Here is a 15,463-nt window from a genome sequence, read left to right on the forward strand (position 1 = left end):
GTTCTCACCCCCCGGGCGGGTGAGGCGGAGTGGTCCGCGAGGGGGATCGCTGGTGACATGGGAGGCACGCCGCACAGGCGCGGCCCCGTGGGCGACGCGGTGCGGCCGACGCCAGGACGGGAGGGCCCGGAGATGAGCGGCGACACCTGGACCGGTGTGGCGGTCGCCTCGGTCATCGCCGCCTATGCGCTGGGCTCACGGCGGCTGGCCCCGACACCGGTGTCGTCGGCGATGGTGTTCGTCGGTTTCGGAGTGCTCCTGGGGCCCGCCGCCCTCGACGTCGTCGATCTCCAACGGCACACCGGGCCGATCCTCTCGCTGATGGAGGCGGCTCTCGCCCTGGTGCTCTTCACCGACGCCATGGCCGTGCGCCCGCGGGATCTGCGGTCCGGCGGTTTCCTGCCGGCCCGCCTGCTGGGGATCGGGCTGCCCCTGACCATCGGGGCCGGCTGGCTGCTGGCCTGGCCCCTGCTGCCCGGACTGACCGTCTGGGAGCTCGCGCTGGTCGCCGCCGTGCTCGCCCCGACGGACGCGGCCCTCGGCAAGACGGCCGTGTCCAGCCCGCGGATCCCGCCTCTCGTGCGGCGGGGGCTGCATGTGGAGAGCGGCCTCAACGACGGCATGGTGCTGCCGTTCTTCCTGCTCTTCCTGGCAGCCGTGCCCGGGACGTCCGCCGCGGAGGAGGGAGTGGCGGGTGTCTTCTGGCGTTCGCTCGTGCTGAGTGCGGCGCTGGGCCTGCTGGTGGGCGGGGGCGGCGGCCGGCTGCTGCGGGCGGCGCAGGCGCGGGGGTGGGTCTCGCAGGAGTGGGAGCAGCTCTTCGTACCGGCTGTCGCCGCGGCGTCGTACCTGCCGGCCGTCCTGGTGGACGGCAGTGGCTTCATCGCGGCCTGGGTCGCCGGTTTCGGTTTCGGTGCCGCCCTGCGCCGGTACCGCGCCACCGGCCCGGCGTCCGGTGGCGCGGTACCGGACGGCCGGGAGCGGACCGCCGACTTCACCGAGCACCTCGGCGGGCTCCTGGCCTCGATCAGCCTGCTGGTCTTCGGGGCGGTGCTGCTCGGCCCGGTGCTCGACGAGCTGAGCTGGCGGGCCGTCGGCTACGCGGTCCTCAGCCTCACCGTTGTCCGGATGCTGCCGGTGGCCGTGGCGCTCACCGGCAGCGGACTCCGGCCGCCCACGACGGCGTACGTCGGATGGTTCGGTCCGCGCGGTCTGGCGTCGGTCGTGCTCGGACTGCTCGTCGTGGAGGAGCAGGTTCCCGGCACGGAGACGCTGGGAGAGGTGGTCGCGGTCACCGTCGCGCTGAGCGTCCTGCTGCACGGCGTCACGGCCTTTCCGCTGGCCGGGCGGTACGGCCGCTGGCACGCGAGGAGCACGGCCTCCGGCCGCGAACTGCGCGAGGGGGCGCCGGTACCGGAGTCCCCGCAGCGACGGATCGACGCCCGCTGAACCGACGGACGGCGGATTGCGGGAGAACGCCGCCGCGGGTCCGTGGGTCGACCGGGTCAGCCGAGTACGGCGAGTGCGTCGATCTCGACGAGCAGGCCGGCGGGCAGTCCGACGTAGACGGTGGTGCGCGCGGCGGGCGGCCCGGTGAGGCCCTGCTCGGCGAAGTAGGCGTCGTAGACCTCGTTCATCTCGGCGAAGTGGTCCACGTCGGTCAGGTAGACCCGGATCATCATCACGTCGTCCCAGCCGGCGCCGCCCTCCTCGAGGACCGCCTTGACGTTGGCGAGGGTCTGCAGGGTCTGCTCGCGCAGGGTGGGGCCGGCTGGAGTGGGGGCCCTGCCCTCCTCGTGGGGCAGGAAGCCGACCTGGCCGGCGACCTGGAGGATGCTGCCCTTCTTCACCCCGTGGGAGAACCTCGCCGGCGGGGCGGTGTGGGTCGCGGGAGTGAGGGCGGTCTTGTCGGTCATCTCGTGTCCTTCGCGGGGTGGTGCTGGACGGGCGTTCTGCCGGAGTACTCGCCGCTGATCGCGTCGGCCGTGCGGCGCACCAGCGGGAGCAGGGTGAGGAGTTCGTCGGCGGTGACGACGACGTTCGGCGCGGAGACCGACATCGCGGCGACGACTCTGCCGTCGGCGCCGCGGACGGGGGCCGCGACGCAGTTGATGGACTCCTCGTGGCCGCCGAGGTCGCTGGCCCAGCCCTGTTCGCCCACCTTGGCCAGTTCCTTCAGGAACGCTTCGGCGTGGGGGGTCGAACGGGCGGTGTAGAGGGGGTAGTCGAGCTTCTCGGCCACCGCGCGGCGCTCGTGCTCGGGGAGGTCGGCGAGGAGGAGCTTGGCGACGGCCGCGACGGTGATGGCGACCGGCTTGCCGATCCGGGAGTACATGCGGACCGGGTAGCGGCTCTCCACCTTGTCGATGTAGAGGACCTCGTCCTCCTCGTAGACGGCGAGGTGGACGGTGTGTCCGCACTGCTCGTTGAGGCGTACGAGGTGGGGGTGGGCGATCTCGCGGACGTCCAGGTTCTCCATGGCCTCCTGGGCGAGGGCGATGAGCCGGGCGCCGAGGCGGTAGCGCTGGTCGGACTGGCGGTAGACGAAGCCGTGGTCGTGGAGGGTGCGCAGCAGGCGCAGCGCCGTGGACTTGTGGACGCCGAGGCGCTCGGCGACGGTGCCGAGGTCGGCGGGGCCCTCGGCGAGCAGCGGCAGGATGCTGAGCGCGCGGTCGACGGTCTGGCTCATGGTGTGCGTGCCTCCTCGGCCTCTTCGTCGGCCCGTTCGCCGGCCTGGGTCCAGCCGGGGCCGAGTCGCAGTCTCCCCCACGCGGTGTCGTCCAGCGCGGCGAGCCGGTCGGCGTGGTGCCGGGCGGGGGGTGCGGCGAGGTCGCCGGGGGCGGTGAGGGCGGCGGCGGCCGTCAGATGCCCGTGGCGCAGCCGGTCGCGGACGGGCAGTCCGCGCAGGGTGGCGGAGAGGAACCCGGCGGCGAAGGCGTCGCCCGCGCCGACGGCGGCGACGACGTCGACGCGGAGGGCGGGCACGGTGGTGGTGTGGGGTCCGTGGAAGGCGGTGGCACCGGTGCCGCCCTGCTTGACGACCAGCACCTCGGGTTCGGGCAGCGCGGCCCGGACCGCCTCGGCACCGCCCAGTCCCCAGGCCTCGTCCTCGCCGACGAACACGATGTCGGCGCCGCGGGCCAGCTCCAGCAGTACGCCGGGGCCGTCCTGGGCGGTGGTGCGCCACAGTCCGGGCCGGTGGTTGACGTCGAAGGAGACGAGCGGGCGGCCGGGGCGGCGGGCGGTGAGCCCGCGCATCAGCCGCAGGCAGTCCGCGGAGAGTGCGGCGGTGATCCCGGACAGGTGGAGGATGCGGCCGGCCCGGATCGCGGCGAGGTCCAGGTTCCCGGCCGACATCGCGGACGCCGCGGATCCGGCGCGGTAGTAGGCGACCTCGTGCGCGTCGGTGGCGCGGTCCCCGGCGGTGCGGAAGTAGACGCCGGTCGGGCGGTCGGGGTCGCGGCGTACGGCGGAGACGTCGACGCCCCGGCCGCCGATGGCCTCGATCAGGTGGTCGCCGAAGCCGTCGGCGCCGACCCGGCCGACCCAGCGCGCGGAGTGTCCGGCTGCTGCCAGGACGCAGGCGACGTTGGACTCGGCGCCGCCGATTGCCCGGTCGAAGGAGGGGACGTCGGCGAGGCGGCCGGGACGGGAGGGCAGGAAGGTCACCATGGACTCCCCGAGCGCGACGACATCCACGACATCGGAGGCACCGGCCACGGGGCCGGGGGCACTGTCCGCGACGTCGGGCCCGGTGCGGGGTCGTCCGTGGGCGGTCACTATGGCGTGGGCTCCTGTCCTTCTTCGTGTTCCTCGCGGGCGGCGGATCCGTTGACCCCGCGTTCGGCGAGATGTTAGACAGCGGCAAGCGATATACGCAATGAGTGTTGCGTTCAACGCAACGCACCTGATCAGGGAGGTTTCATGGCCCTCGATGACACGGGTATCGGCACGGGCTCGGGCACCGGCTCCGGTGCCGAGGCCCTCGCCCGGCTGGCCGGGGAGCGCGTGGACCACCGCTTCAAGGGCCTCCCGCCGGACGCGCACGGCCTGACCGTCGCCGAGCTGGCCGCACAGCGCCGCAACCTGTTCACCGGCGGCTTCACCACGCCCGTGCTGGCCCTGTCCGCCGAGCGGCTGGAGCACAACCTGAAGGTGATGGAGACCTACGCCGCCCGGCACGGTCTCGCCTTCGCGCCGCACGGCAAGACGTCGATGGCCCCGCAGCTCTTCCACCGCCAGGTCGAGCACGGGGCGTGGGGCATCACCCTCGCCGTCCCGCACCAGGTGCGGGTGGCCCGCGCCTTCGGTACCCGGCGGGTCTTCCTGGCCAACGAGCTGGTGGACGCGGCGGCCCTGCGCTGGATCGCCGCGGAGCTGGCGGCCGACCCGGAGTTCCGTTTCGTCTGCTACGTCGACTCGGTGCGCGGTGTGGAGCTGATGGACGCGGCGCTGCGCACGGCGGAGGTCTCCCGCCCGCTGGAGGTGGTGGTCGAGCTGGGCGCCGGTGAGCGCGCCCGGACCGGGGTGCGCACGGAGGCGGAGTGCGCGGCGGTCGCCGACGCGGTGGCGGCGTCGGCCGCGCTGCGGCTGGTGGGTGTCGCCGGGTACGAGGGCGAGGTGCCGGACGCCGACCCGGAGAGGGTGCACGCGTGGCTGCGCCGGCTGGTCGCGCTCGCCGCCGGCCTGGACGGGGCGGGCCGCTTCCCGGAGGCGGACGAGATCGTGGTGAGCGCGGGCGGCAGCGCCTGGTTCGACGCGGTGGCCGACGTCTTCGCCGAGCTGCCCGGGCTGTCCCGGCCGGTGCTGAAGCTGCTGCGCTCGGGCGCCTACGTCTCCCACGACCACGGGCACTACCGCGAGCTGACCCCGTTCAACCGGGTCCCCGGGGAGGGCGCCCTGGAGCCCGCGTTCCGGCTGTGGACGCAGGTCGTCTCCCGGCCCTCGGCCGAGCAGGCCTTCACCAACGCGGGCAAGCGGGACGCGGCGTACGACCTGCACCTGCCGTTCGCCCAGGTGGTGCGCCGGGGGGAGGACGAGCGTCCGGCCACCGGCATCGAGGTGACCGCCCTGTCCGACCAGCACGCCTGGCTGCGCACCGGCCCCGAGGCGGATCTGGAGGTCGGCGACTGGCTCGGCCTCGGGCTGTCCCACCCGTGCACCTCCTTCGACAAGTGGCAGCTGATCCCGGTGGCCGAGGCGGACGGCACGGTCGTCGACTACGTCCGTACGTTCTTCTGAGGGGCCCGGCATGGTGAGGGGGCCCGGCATGGTGAGGGGGCCCGGCATGGCAGATCCGGCCCTGGCAGATCTGGTCATCCGGGACGCGGACGTCGTCGACGGCTCCGGCGCCCCTTCCTACCGCGCCGACGTGGTGGTCGACGGCGGGCGGATCGCCGGGATCGTCAAGGAGGCGTCGGCCGCGGGATGTCAGCGCCCGGCGGCACGCCGCGAGCTGGACGCCGAGGGGCTGGTCCTGGCCCCCGGCTTCGTCGACATGCACGCCCACAGCGATCTGGCACTGCTGCGGGACCCCGACCACAGCGCCAAGGCCGCGCAGGGCGTCACGCTGGAGGTGATCGGTCAGGACGGTCTGTCGTACGCGCCGGTCGACGACCGCACGCTCGGCGAGGTGCGCCGGGCCGTCGCGGGCTGGAACGGGCCGGGCGACGACGTCGACCTCGACTGGCGGTCGGTCGGCGAGTACCTGGACCGGCTCGACCGGGGCATCGCGGTCAACGCCGCGTATCTCGTCCCGCAGGGCACGGTGCGGGCGCTCGCCGTCGGCTGGGAGGACCGGGAGGCGACCCCGGCCGAGCTGGAGCGGATGCGGCGGCTGGTCGCCGAGGGCCTGGAGCAGGGCGCGGTCGGCATGTCCTCCGGGCTGACCTACACGCCCGGCATGTACGCCCGGGACGCCGAGCTGGCCGAGCTGTGCCGGGTGGTGGCGTCGTACGGCGGCTACTACTGCCCGCACCACCGCTCGTACGGGGCCGGGGCGCTGCGGGCGTACGAGGAGATGGTGGAGCTCACCCGCCGGACCGGCTGCCCCCTGCACCTCGCCCACGCCACCATGAACTTCGGTGTGAACCGGGGCCGGGCGCCCGAGCTCCTGTCCCTGCTGGACGACGCGCTGGCCGCGGGCGCCGACATCACCCTCGACACCTACCCCTACACCCCCGGCTGCACCACCCTCGTGGCGCTGCTGCCGAGCTGGGCCGGCGAGGGCGGTCCCGAGGCGGTCCTGGAGCGGCTGGCCGACGAGGAGACCGCCGAGCTGATCCGGCACCACCTGGAGGTGACCGGCTCCGACGGCTGCCACGGCGTGCCGGTGGAGTGGGAGACGATCGAGATCTCCGGCGTCACCGACCCGGCGCTGGCTCCGTATGTGGGCGGTACGGTCCTGGACTCGGCGCGGCGGCGCGGCGAGTCCCCGTGGGCGGTGGCGCGGCGGCTGCTGCTGGCCGACCGGCTGGCGCCGACGATCCTCCAGCATGTAGGTCACGAGGAGAACGTCCGCGCGATCATGCGGCACCGGGCCCACACCGGCGGTTCGGACGGCATCCTGCAGGGTGCGAAGCCGCACCCGCGGGCGTACGGCACCTTCCCGCACTACCTCGGTCACTATGTGCGCGAGCTGGGTGTGCTGTCGCTGGAGGAGTGCGTGGCGCATCTCACCTCGCGCCCGGCGGCCCGGCTGCGGCTGCCGGACCGGGGGCTGGTGCGCGAGGGGTACCGGGCGGACCTGGTCCTTTTCGATCCGGCGACGGTCGCGGCGGGCTCGACCTTCGCCGAGCCGCGCCGGCTGCCGACGGGCATCCCGTACGTACTGGTCGACGGGCGGTTCGTGATCGAGGACGGGCGGCGCACGGACGTGCTGGCGGGGCGTGCGGTGCGCCGGACGCCCCGGTGAGCCGCGTGGTGGCCCGGGGGCACGGGTGAGTCACGTGGGGCGGGTGGGGCCGACGGGACGCCGACCGGGCGACATCGGGGCGAACCACGCGTCTCACGTGGCGGAAAACACGGCCCGCCGGGTGTGACCGGGTCGTAAGCTCGCGGACATGCAGGTGATCCAGTCGACCAAGCTCGCCAACGTCTGTTACGAGATCCGGGGTCCGGTGCTCGAGGAGGCGATGCGGCTCGAGGCGGCCGGTCACCGCATCCTCAAGCTGAACACCGGGAACCCGGCGGCGTTCGGCTTCGACTGCCCGCCCGAGATCCTGGAGGACGTCCTCCGCAACGTCTCGACGGCGCACGGCTACGGCGACGCCAAGGGCCTGCTGGCCGCGCGCCGGGCGGTCGTCATGCACAACCAGACCCTCGGCATCGAGACCGACGTCGAGCACGTCTTCATCGGCAACGGCGTCTCCGAGCTGATCGTGATGGCGATGCAGGGCCTGCTCGACGACGGCGACGAGGTGCTCGTACCGGCGCCGGACTACCCCCTGTGGACGGCCGCCGTCTCGCTCTCCGGCGGCACGGCGGTGCACTACCGGTGCGACGAGCAGTCCGACTGGATGCCGGACCTGGCCGACGTGGAGCGGAAGGTCACCGACCGCACCAAGGCGATCGTCATCATCAACCCCAACAACCCGACCGGGGCGGTGTACGACGAGGCGATGCTGCGCGGTCTGACCGACATCGCGCGCCGCCACAACCTGCTGGTCTGCTCCGACGAGATCTACGACAAGATCCTCTACGACGACGCGGTGCACACCCCGACCGCGGCCATCGCCCCGGATCTGCTCACCCTCACCTTCAACGGCATGTCGAAGGCGTACCGGGTGGCCGGCTACCGGGTCGGCTGGATGTCGGTCTCCGGACCGCGGGCGCACGCCGAGTCCTATATCGAGGGCCTGACGATCCTGGCGAACATGCGGCTGTGCGCGAACATGCCGGGCCAGCACGGGGTGGTCGCGGCGCTCAGCGGGCGGCAGACCATCAACGACCTGGTGCTGCCGGGCGGGCGGCTGCGCGAGCAGCGGGACGTCGCCTACGACCTGCTGACCCAGATCCCGGGCGTGACCTGTGTGAAGCCGAAGGGTGCGCTGTACCTCTTCCCGCGGCTGGACCCCAAGGTCTTCAAGATCAAGGACGACCGGCGGATGGTGCTGGACCTGCTGCGCCAGGAGAAGATCATGGTCGTCCAGGGCACCGGCTTCAACTGGCCCGAGCCGGACCACTTCCGGGTGGTGACCCTGCCGACGACCGTGGACCTGAGGGACGCGGTGAGCCGGATCGGCACGTTCCTGGACGGCTACGCCCAGCCCTGACGGTCACCCTGTGTATACAGGAACCCCAGTTTTGTGAACGGCTCAACTTTAGATTGATTCTAAGCTAGGATGGCTTCCTGAAGCACTCAGGAGGCCCTCCCATGTACGAGCCGATCCGCAGCAAGTCGGTCAACAGCACGGTGGCCGGCAGCACCTCCTTCCCCCACCGCTCCCGCGAGGAGGAGCTGGACATCCAGCTCTCCGGCCATCTCGCGGCCCTGCTCGCCGTCACCGACGAGCTCCGCGCACTGGCGCCGTCCGCCGATCTGGACGCCGCCGCCGAACGGCTCGCCGGACAGGTGGCCCGGTTGCGGGGAGGACGGACGCCGGCCCGGGTGCCGCTGACCGCGGCCAAGGGCGAGCCGCATGTCGCCGCCCTGCACCGGCGCGCCCACACGCTCGCCGGGCGCGCCCTGGTCGTGGCGGCGTCGCGCGCCGACACGGCGGTCGCCATCCTCGCCGCGGAGCGCATGGACGCGCACGCCGCAGCTCTGGAACCCCGCGAGCTCACCTCCCGCTGAGCCCCGCCCCCTCCGGGGCTCCCCCGACGGCCCCGGTCCGCGCGCACCCGCAGCGACGCGCGGACCGGGCGCCACGGTTTCAGTACTCAGATGGCATGCAGTACGCGAAGATGCGCGCGATCGCCGAGGAACTCGGAGCCTATGCCGAGCACCTCGAAGGCGCTTGGAGCATCGAGATCGGCCCCGCCGGCCCGATACTGGCCATGATGTGCCCGTCGAAGCGTCACGAGGGCACGGTCCGACGCATCCGCGATCAGCGCAACGCGCAACTCCCCGCCACTCACCCCGAATACATCGGCGAGAACGGCCCCGAGATCGAGCACCCGGCACTCGCCCGTATGCGCCGCCCCGACGCCGTGGTCATCCCCGAAGACGTCCTCGACCAAGAAGGAGCCGTACATCTACGGCGATTCCGTGCCCTTCGGTCCCTGGGCGATCGAGACCTCCGGCTTCCGCCGCCACGGAAGGCCCGGCAACGGCGCCGGCTGACGGCCCCGGTCCGGCAGGGGGTGCGGTGCACAGGCTGCGGGCCGGGTCCGTCGCACGCCGTTGTGCGGGGACCCGGCCCGGACGGGATGCTCCCGCGCTCCGGGACATCGAGCTACGGGAGCGGGGAGCACCCCCTCGCGACCGGCTTTCGTGACGACATCACTGGTCAGGGCTAGTCGAACCGGCCGCGGAGACTACGGGGGCCACGGAGGGCCCGGGGAGGTCAGCCGAGGCGCTCCACCAGGGCGCGGTACTGGTCCCACAGTTCCTTCGGGGTGTGGTCACCGAAGGTGTTGAGGTGCTCGGGGACCAGCGCGGCCTCCTCGCGCCACACGTCCTTGTCGACGGTGAGCAGGAACTCCAGGTCGGCGTCGGACAGTTCCAGCCCGTCGGTGTCGAGGGCCCCCTTGGCGGGCAGCACGCCGATCGGGGTCCCGACGCCCTCGGCACGGCCGTCCAGGCGCTCCACGATCCACTTCAGGACACGGCTGTTCTCACCGAAGCCGGGCCAGACGAACCTGCCCTGGTCGTCCTTGCGGAACCAGTTGACGTAGTAGATCTTCGGCAGCTTGGACTGGTCCCTGTCCTTGGCGACGTCGATCCAGTGGCCCATGTAGTCGCCCATGTTGTAGCCGCAGAACGGCAGCATGGCGAACGGGTCGCGGCGCAGCTCACCGACCTTGCCCTCGGCGGCGGCGGTCTTCTCGGAGGCCACGTTGGCGCCGAGGAAGACGCCGTGGTTCCAGTCGAAGGACTCGGTGACCAGCGGCACGGCGGTGGCGCGGCGCCCGCCGAAGAGGATCGCCGAGATCGGCACGCCCTTGGGGTCCTCCCACTCCGGCGCGATGATCGGGCACTGTGCCGCGGGGACGGTGAAGCGGGCGTTGGGGTGGGCGGCGGGGGTCTGCGAGGACGGCGTCCAGTCGTTGCCCTTCCAGTCCGTCAGGTGGGCCGGGGTCTCCTCCGTCATACCCTCCCACCAGATGTCGTTGTCGTCGGTCAGCGCCACGTTGGTGAAGACCGAGTTGCCCCACAGGGTCTTCATGGCGTTGGCGTTGGTGTGCTCGCCGGTGCCGGGCGCGACGCCGAAGAAGCCGGCCTCGGGGTTGATGGCGTACAGGCGGCCGTCCTCGCCGAACCGCATCCAGGCGATGTCGTCGCCGATGGTCTCGACCGTCCAGCCGGAGATGGTGGGCTCCAGCATGGCGAGGTTGGTCTTGCCGCAGGCGGACGGGAAGGCGGCGGCGACGTACTTGGACTCCCCCTGGGGCGGGGTCAGCTTCAGGATGAGCATGTGCTCGGCGAGCCAGCCCTCGTCACGCGCCATGACCGACGCGATGCGCAGGGCGTAGCACTTCTTGCCGAGCAGGGCGTTGCCGCCGTAGCCGGAGCCGTAGGACCAGATCTCGCGGGTCTCCGGGAAGTGGGAGATGTACTTGGTCCGGTTGCAGGGCCAGGGGACGTCCTCCTGGCCGGGCTCCAGGGGGGCTCCGAGGGTGTGCACGGCCTTGACGAAGAAGCCCGTGTCGCCGAGCTCGTCCAGGACGGCCCGGCCCATCCGGGTCATGGTGCGCATGGCCACGGCGACGTAGGCGGAGTCGGTGATCTCGACGCCGATCGCGGACAGCGGCGAGCCCAGCGGTCCCATGCAGAACGGCACGACGTACATGGTCCGGCCGCGCATCGAGCCGCGGAACAGGCCCTCGTCGCCGGCGAAGATCTCCCGCATCTCCGCGGGCGCCTTCCAGTGGTTGGTGGGACCGGCGTCCTCCTCCTTCTCGGAGCAGATGAAGGTCCGGTCCTCCACGCGGGCGACGTCCGTGGGGTCGGATGCCGCGTAGTAGGAGTTGGGGCGCTTGATCGGGTCGAGCTTGCGGAAGGTGCCCTTCTGGACGAGCTCCTCGCACAGCCGCTCGTACTCGGCCTCGGATCCGTCACACCAGACCACGTTGTCCGGCTGGGTCAGCTCGGTGATCTCGCCGACCCAGGAGATCAGCTCCTGGTGCTGGGTGGGGACGGGGGGAGCCGCGATGTCGCGCGCCACGATTGCTCCTAGGTGAGGGATGTGTTGTTGGAGGCCCCGTGGGGGCTGCGACCCGGATGCTTCACGGTGGATCCCTTGGCGCTCATCCGGTGCCGACCGCACTCATTTGATCATCCGATGTGCGCGCCCATCTGTCCAGAGGGCCGCACACCTGAGCAGCGTGAGGATCGCCACGCACCTCGGCTTATCCCTGTTTTTCTTTGCGTATACGTTGGGTTCGCCTGGAACTTCTTTTACTTCGCGCCCCAGCCGGACCATCGCATGAGACGATGGCCACTCTGCGGCACATCATCCGTTCGTACTGATACGTAACCTACGGTTCCGTAGGTACCATGCGGCGCATGTCTGCGCCCGCCTTCGACGCGCCCAGGGACACGCCGGACGCCGGCGACGGTCCCGTCGCGCTCTCGCTGCCGCATCCGGTCAAGCCGAAGCTCCGCGGCTGGCTGCATCTCGGCATGTTCCCGGCCGTCCTCGTCGCAGGTCTGATCCTCACCGCGCTCGCGGACTCGACCCGGGGGCGTATCGCCTGCGGGATCTACGTCCTGACGGCCTGCCTGCTGTTCGGCGTGAGCGCGCTGTACCACCGGGGCAACTGGAGCCCGCGGATGGACGGCGTGCTGCGCCGCCTGGACCACGCCAACATCTTCCTGATCATCGCCGGCACCTACACCCCCCTCACACTGCTGCTCCTGCCGGAGGCCAAGGGCCAGTGGCTGCTGTGGGGCATCTGGGCCGCCGCCGCGGCCGGCATCGTCTTCCGCGTCTTCTGGGTCGGCGCCCCGCGCTGGCTCTACACCCCCTGCTACATCGCCATGGGCTGGGCGGCCGTCTTCTACCTGCCGGACTTCATGCAGGCGGGCGGTATCGCGGTGCTGGTCCTGGTGATCGTGGGCGGCCTGCTCTACAGCGCCGGAGGGGTGGTCTACGGCATCAAGCGCCCCAACCCGTCACCGCGCTGGTTCGGCTTCCACGAGGTCTTCCACTCCTTCACCCTCGCGGCCTTCATCACGCACTACGTCGGGATCTCGCTGGTGGCGTACCAGCACGCCTGACACGACCGGCAACGACACCCGGGGCCACGGCGGCACGCCGTGGCCCTTTTCCGTGCCGGCTTCCACGGCCAGTGGGCTAGCAGTAACTCTCTTTTGAGAGCTACTCTCAATTCATGGTAGCTGTCACTGAACCGGTCGCGGTTCCGCGCGACCCCCGCCGCTGGTGGGCCCTGGGCGCCCTGGTCGCGAGCATGCTCGTGCTCGGATTCGACCTGACGATCCTCAACGTGGCGCTGCCCACGATGGCCGTGCAGCTGGGCGCCGGCACCGCCGAGCTGCAGTGGATCGTCGACTCCTACGTGGTGGTCTTCGCGGCGCTGATGCTGCCCGCCGGGCTGCTCGGCGACCGGTTCGGGCGGCGCCGGATGCTGGTCGCGGGCCTCGCCGTGTTCCTCGCCGGCTCGCTGTTCGGCGCCCTGGCCGGCACCCCCGCGCTGGTGATCGCCGCCCGCTCGGTGATGGGGCTGGGCGCCGCGCTGGTGATCCCGCTCGGCCTGTCCGTGCTGCCGTCGATGTTCGGCGAGGACGAGCGCGGCAGGGCCGTCGCCGCCGTCAGCGCCTCCATGGCCGCGGGCCTGCCGCTCGGACCGCTGGTCGGCGGGCTGCTCCTGGACCACTACTGGTGGGGCTCGATCTTCCTGGTCAACGTGCCGATGGCCGCCGTCGGGATCGCCGCCTGTCTGTTCCTGCTGCCCGAGTCCCGCGACCCCTCCGCACCCCGGGTCGACGCGCTGTCCGCCGCGTGCAGCGCACTGGGGCTGGGCGCGCTGGTCCTCGGCATCATCGAGGCGCCCGAGCGGGGCTGGGACAGCGCGGTGGTGCTCGGCGCGTTCGCGACGGCCGCGGTGCTGCTGGCCGCGCTGGTGGCCCGGGAGCGGCGGGCGGTGCGCCCGATGCTCGACCTGAGGCTGCTGGGCCGCCGCGGGTTCCTGTGCAACACCCTGGCCGCGACGCTCGGGACCTTCGTCTTCACCGGACTGCTCTTCCTGCTGCCGACGTATCTGCAGGAGATCGGCGGCAGCGACGCGTTCGGCACCGGACTGCGGCTGCTGCCGATGATGGGCGGACTGATGGTCTCCGCGCGGGTGAGCACCGCCCTGGCCGCGCGGTTCGGCCCGCGGCCGGTGGTCACCTCGGGTCTGGTGGTGCTGTGCTTCGCCGCGCTGCTCGGCTCGCGCACCGAGACCGGCGGCGGCTACGGGTTCACCGCGCTGTGGCTGACCATCGCGGGGCTCGGCTTCGGCCTGGCGATGGTGCCCGCGATGGACGCGGCGCTCGGCGACATTCCCGCCGAGGAGTCCGGCAGCGGCTCCGGGCTGCTGATGACACTGCGTCAGGTGGGCGGTGCGATCGGCATCGCGCTGCTCGGCAGCCTGGTCGCGGGAGCCTACGGCGCCCGGCTGGACACCGCCGGGCTGCCCGCCGCGGAGGCCGAAGCGGCCCTGGAGTCGGTGAGCGGCGCGCACGCCGTCGCCGAGCGGCTCGGCCTGCCGGACCTGGCCCGCTCCGCCGACGCCGCCTATGTGGACGGCATGGGTACGACCCTCGCGGTCTGCGGCATCGCGGCCCTGGTCACGGCGGCGCTGACGGCGCTGCTGCTGCCGAACCCGCGGCCGGCCGCGCAGCGCGGCGGCGCCGGGGCCGTGGTGCCCCGGGAGGCCGATGACCGACAATGAGCGGTATGACCACGGCACGAACCCCTGTTCCCGAGGGCGCCCGGAACCTCGGCCTGCGGGAGCGGAAGAAGATCAAGACCCGGCTCGCGATCAGGGAGGCCACCTACGCCCTGGTCCGCGAGCAGGGGTACGACGCCACCACCGTCGAGCAGATCGCCGAGCGCGCCGAGGTCTCCCCGAGCACCGTCTTCCGCTACTTCCCCACCAAGGAGGACATCGTCCTCACGGACGAGTACGACCCCGTGATGGAGGACCTGCTGCGCGAACGCCCCGACGACGAGCCGGTGCTGGATTCGCTGCGGTGGGCGATCCGCAAGGCGATGACCCTGGCCCTCGCCGACAGCACCGCCTTCGGGCAGGAGGAGATGATGCTCCGCGTCCGGCTGATGGCCGAGGTGCCCGCCGTGCGCTCCCGGCTGCTGGAGAGCATGTCCGTCACGGGCCGGCTGCTGTGCCGGGCGCTGGCCGAGCGCACCGGCCGGGACGAGCACGACCTGGAGGTGCGGGTCTACGCCATGGGACTCATGGGCGCCCTGCTGGAGGCCACCCTCTACTGGGCCGAGCACGACTTCCGGGACGACCTGCCGGAGCTGGTCGACCGCACCCTGGCCACCTTCAAGGACCTCCCCCGCCCCTGAGGCCATGACATGCTGACCGGGTGAACGGTCCCGAGATCCACGTCGAGTTCGCCCCCGAGCTGCACCTGTTCGTCCCCGCGGCCCGCCGTACCGGCGCGGCCCGGGCCGCCGTCGACGGCGTCTCCACACTGGGCCATGTGGTGGAGTCGCTCGGCGTCCCGCTCACCGAGGTCGGCGCGCTGGTCGTGGACGGCCGCGAGGTGCCCCGCGCGCATGTCCCCGCGGCCGGCGAGTCGGTGGCCGTGCGCGCCGTCCCGCGCCCCCAGCATGTGCCCGGCGCCCCGCTGCGCTTCCTGCTCGACGTGCACCTGGGCACCCTCGCCCGCCGGCTGCGCCTGCTCGGCGTGGACACCGCGTACGAGTCGACGGACATCGGCGACCCGGCGCTGGCCGCGCGGTCGGCCGCCGAGCGGCGGGTGCTGGTCAGCCGGGACCGGGGGCTGCTGCGCCGCCGCGAGCTGTGGGCGGGCGCCTACGTCTACAGCACGCGGCCCGAGGAGCAGCTCCGCGACGTCCTGGACCGCTTCGCGCCCGAGCTGCGCCCCTGGACCCGCTGCACGGCCTGCAACGGGCTGCTCCGGCAGGCCACCAAGGAGGAGGTCGCCGACCAGCTCCGCGGCGGCACGCACCGCTCCTACGACGTGTTCGCGCAGTGCGGATCCTGTGGCCGCGCGTACTGGAAGGGCGCGCACCACGAACAGCTGGTGGCCATCGTGGAGCGCGCCCTCGCCGAGTTCGCGCCGGAGCGCTGAGCGCTCCGGCGGAAGTGC

General features: G+C 72.4%; 14 protein-coding genes. 9 read left to right on the forward strand and 5 right to left on the reverse strand.

Annotation, left to right across the window (positions count from 1 at the left end; all coding sequences use genetic code 11):
* Positions 1-132: 132 nt before the first annotated feature.
* Positions 133-1,446, forward strand: a complete 1,314-nt coding sequence (locus V5O46_RS23265; protein ID WP_332886615.1) for a cation:proton antiporter — start codon at positions 133-135, stop codon at positions 1,444-1,446.
* 56 nt (positions 1,447-1,502) lie between these two features.
* On the opposite strand, the gene V5O46_RS23270 is transcribed toward V5O46_RS23265, so the two are convergent.
* The 3 genes from V5O46_RS23270 to V5O46_RS23280 are packed head-to-tail and all read right to left on the reverse strand — an operon-like array spanning position 1,503 to position 3,669.
* A complete protein-coding gene (locus V5O46_RS23270) occupies positions 1,503-1,913 on the reverse strand; it encodes a RidA family protein (protein ID WP_332886616.1) in 411 nt (136 codons plus the stop codon).
* Positions 1,910-2,686: an IclR family transcriptional regulator gene (locus tag V5O46_RS23275; protein ID WP_332886617.1), complete on the reverse strand. Its 777-nt coding sequence runs from the start codon at positions 2,684-2,686 to the stop codon at positions 1,910-1,912. Before V5O46_RS23275 ends, V5O46_RS23270 begins: the two co-directional genes overlap by 4 nt.
* Positions 2,683-3,669 carry a sugar kinase gene (locus V5O46_RS23280; protein WP_408649039.1) on the reverse strand — a complete coding sequence of 329 codons (987 nt, stop codon included), beginning with the start codon at positions 3,667-3,669 and terminating at the stop codon, positions 2,683-2,685. The genes V5O46_RS23275 and V5O46_RS23280 overlap by 4 nt, the downstream gene beginning before the upstream one ends.
* Before the next feature lie 252 nt (positions 3,670-3,921).
* Here V5O46_RS23280 and V5O46_RS23285 point away from each other — a divergent pair, with 252 nt between their 5' ends.
* The 4 genes from V5O46_RS23285 (at position 3,922) to V5O46_RS23300 (ending at position 8,791) form a co-directional block, all read left to right on the forward strand.
* A complete protein-coding gene (locus V5O46_RS23285; protein WP_332886618.1) occupies positions 3,922-5,238 on the forward strand; it encodes an amino acid deaminase in 1,317 nt (438 codons plus the stop codon).
* Positions 5,239-5,299: 61 nt separating this feature from the next.
* Positions 5,300-6,910: an N-acyl-D-amino-acid deacylase family protein gene (locus V5O46_RS23290; RefSeq protein WP_332886694.1), complete on the forward strand. Its 1,611-nt coding sequence runs from the start codon at positions 5,300-5,302 to the stop codon at positions 6,908-6,910.
* A gap of 148 nt (positions 6,911-7,058) precedes the next feature.
* Positions 7,059-8,270 (forward strand): pyridoxal phosphate-dependent aminotransferase, encoded by a 1,212-nt coding sequence (locus tag V5O46_RS23295; protein WP_332886619.1) that lies wholly within the window; start codon positions 7,059-7,061, stop codon positions 8,268-8,270.
* A gap of 101 nt (positions 8,271-8,371) precedes the next feature.
* Positions 8,372-8,791: an SCO4983 family protein gene (locus tag V5O46_RS23300; RefSeq protein WP_332886620.1), complete on the forward strand. Its 420-nt coding sequence runs from the start codon at positions 8,372-8,374 to the stop codon at positions 8,789-8,791.
* 86 nt (positions 8,792-8,877) lie between these two features.
* Here V5O46_RS23300 and V5O46_RS23305 read toward each other — a convergent pair whose 3' ends face one another.
* Positions 8,878-9,192: a hypothetical protein gene (locus V5O46_RS23305; protein ID WP_332886621.1), complete on the reverse strand. Its 315-nt coding sequence runs from the start codon at positions 9,190-9,192 to the stop codon at positions 8,878-8,880.
* A gap of 311 nt (positions 9,193-9,503) precedes the next feature.
* Positions 9,504-11,324 carry a phosphoenolpyruvate carboxykinase (GTP) gene (locus V5O46_RS23310; RefSeq protein ID WP_332886622.1) on the reverse strand — a complete coding sequence of 607 codons (1,821 nt, stop codon included), beginning with the start codon at positions 11,322-11,324 and terminating at the stop codon, positions 9,504-9,506.
* 341 nt (positions 11,325-11,665) lie between these two features.
* On the opposite strand from V5O46_RS23310, the gene trhA reads away from it, so the two are divergent.
* The 4 genes from trhA to V5O46_RS23330 all read left to right on the forward strand — a co-directional run bounded on the left by trhA (position 11,666) and on the right by V5O46_RS23330 (position 15,445).
* The gene (gene trhA / locus V5O46_RS23315; protein WP_332886623.1) at positions 11,666-12,379 is read left to right on the forward strand and encodes a PAQR family membrane homeostasis protein TrhA; all 714 of its coding nucleotides are present in this window, start codon (positions 11,666-11,668) and stop codon (positions 12,377-12,379) included.
* Positions 12,380-12,492: 113 nt separating this feature from the next.
* On the forward strand, positions 12,493-14,055 hold the full coding sequence (locus V5O46_RS23320) for an MFS transporter (protein ID WP_332886624.1): 1,563 nt from the start codon (positions 12,493-12,495) through the stop codon (positions 14,053-14,055).
* 5 nt (positions 14,056-14,060) lie between these two features.
* Positions 14,061-14,693 (forward strand): TetR/AcrR family transcriptional regulator, encoded by a 633-nt coding sequence (locus V5O46_RS23325; protein WP_332886625.1) that lies wholly within the window; start codon positions 14,061-14,063, stop codon positions 14,691-14,693.
* 20 nt (positions 14,694-14,713) lie between these two features.
* Entirely contained in the window at positions 14,714-15,445 is a 732-nt protein-coding gene (locus V5O46_RS23330) for a Mut7-C RNAse domain-containing protein (protein WP_332886626.1), read from the forward strand.
* Positions 15,446-15,463 lie beyond the last annotated feature (18 nt).

Source organism: Streptomyces poriticola (assembly GCF_036689765.1).
In the GTDB taxonomy this organism is placed as follows: domain Bacteria; phylum Actinomycetota; class Actinomycetes; order Streptomycetales; family Streptomycetaceae; genus Streptomyces; species Streptomyces poriticola.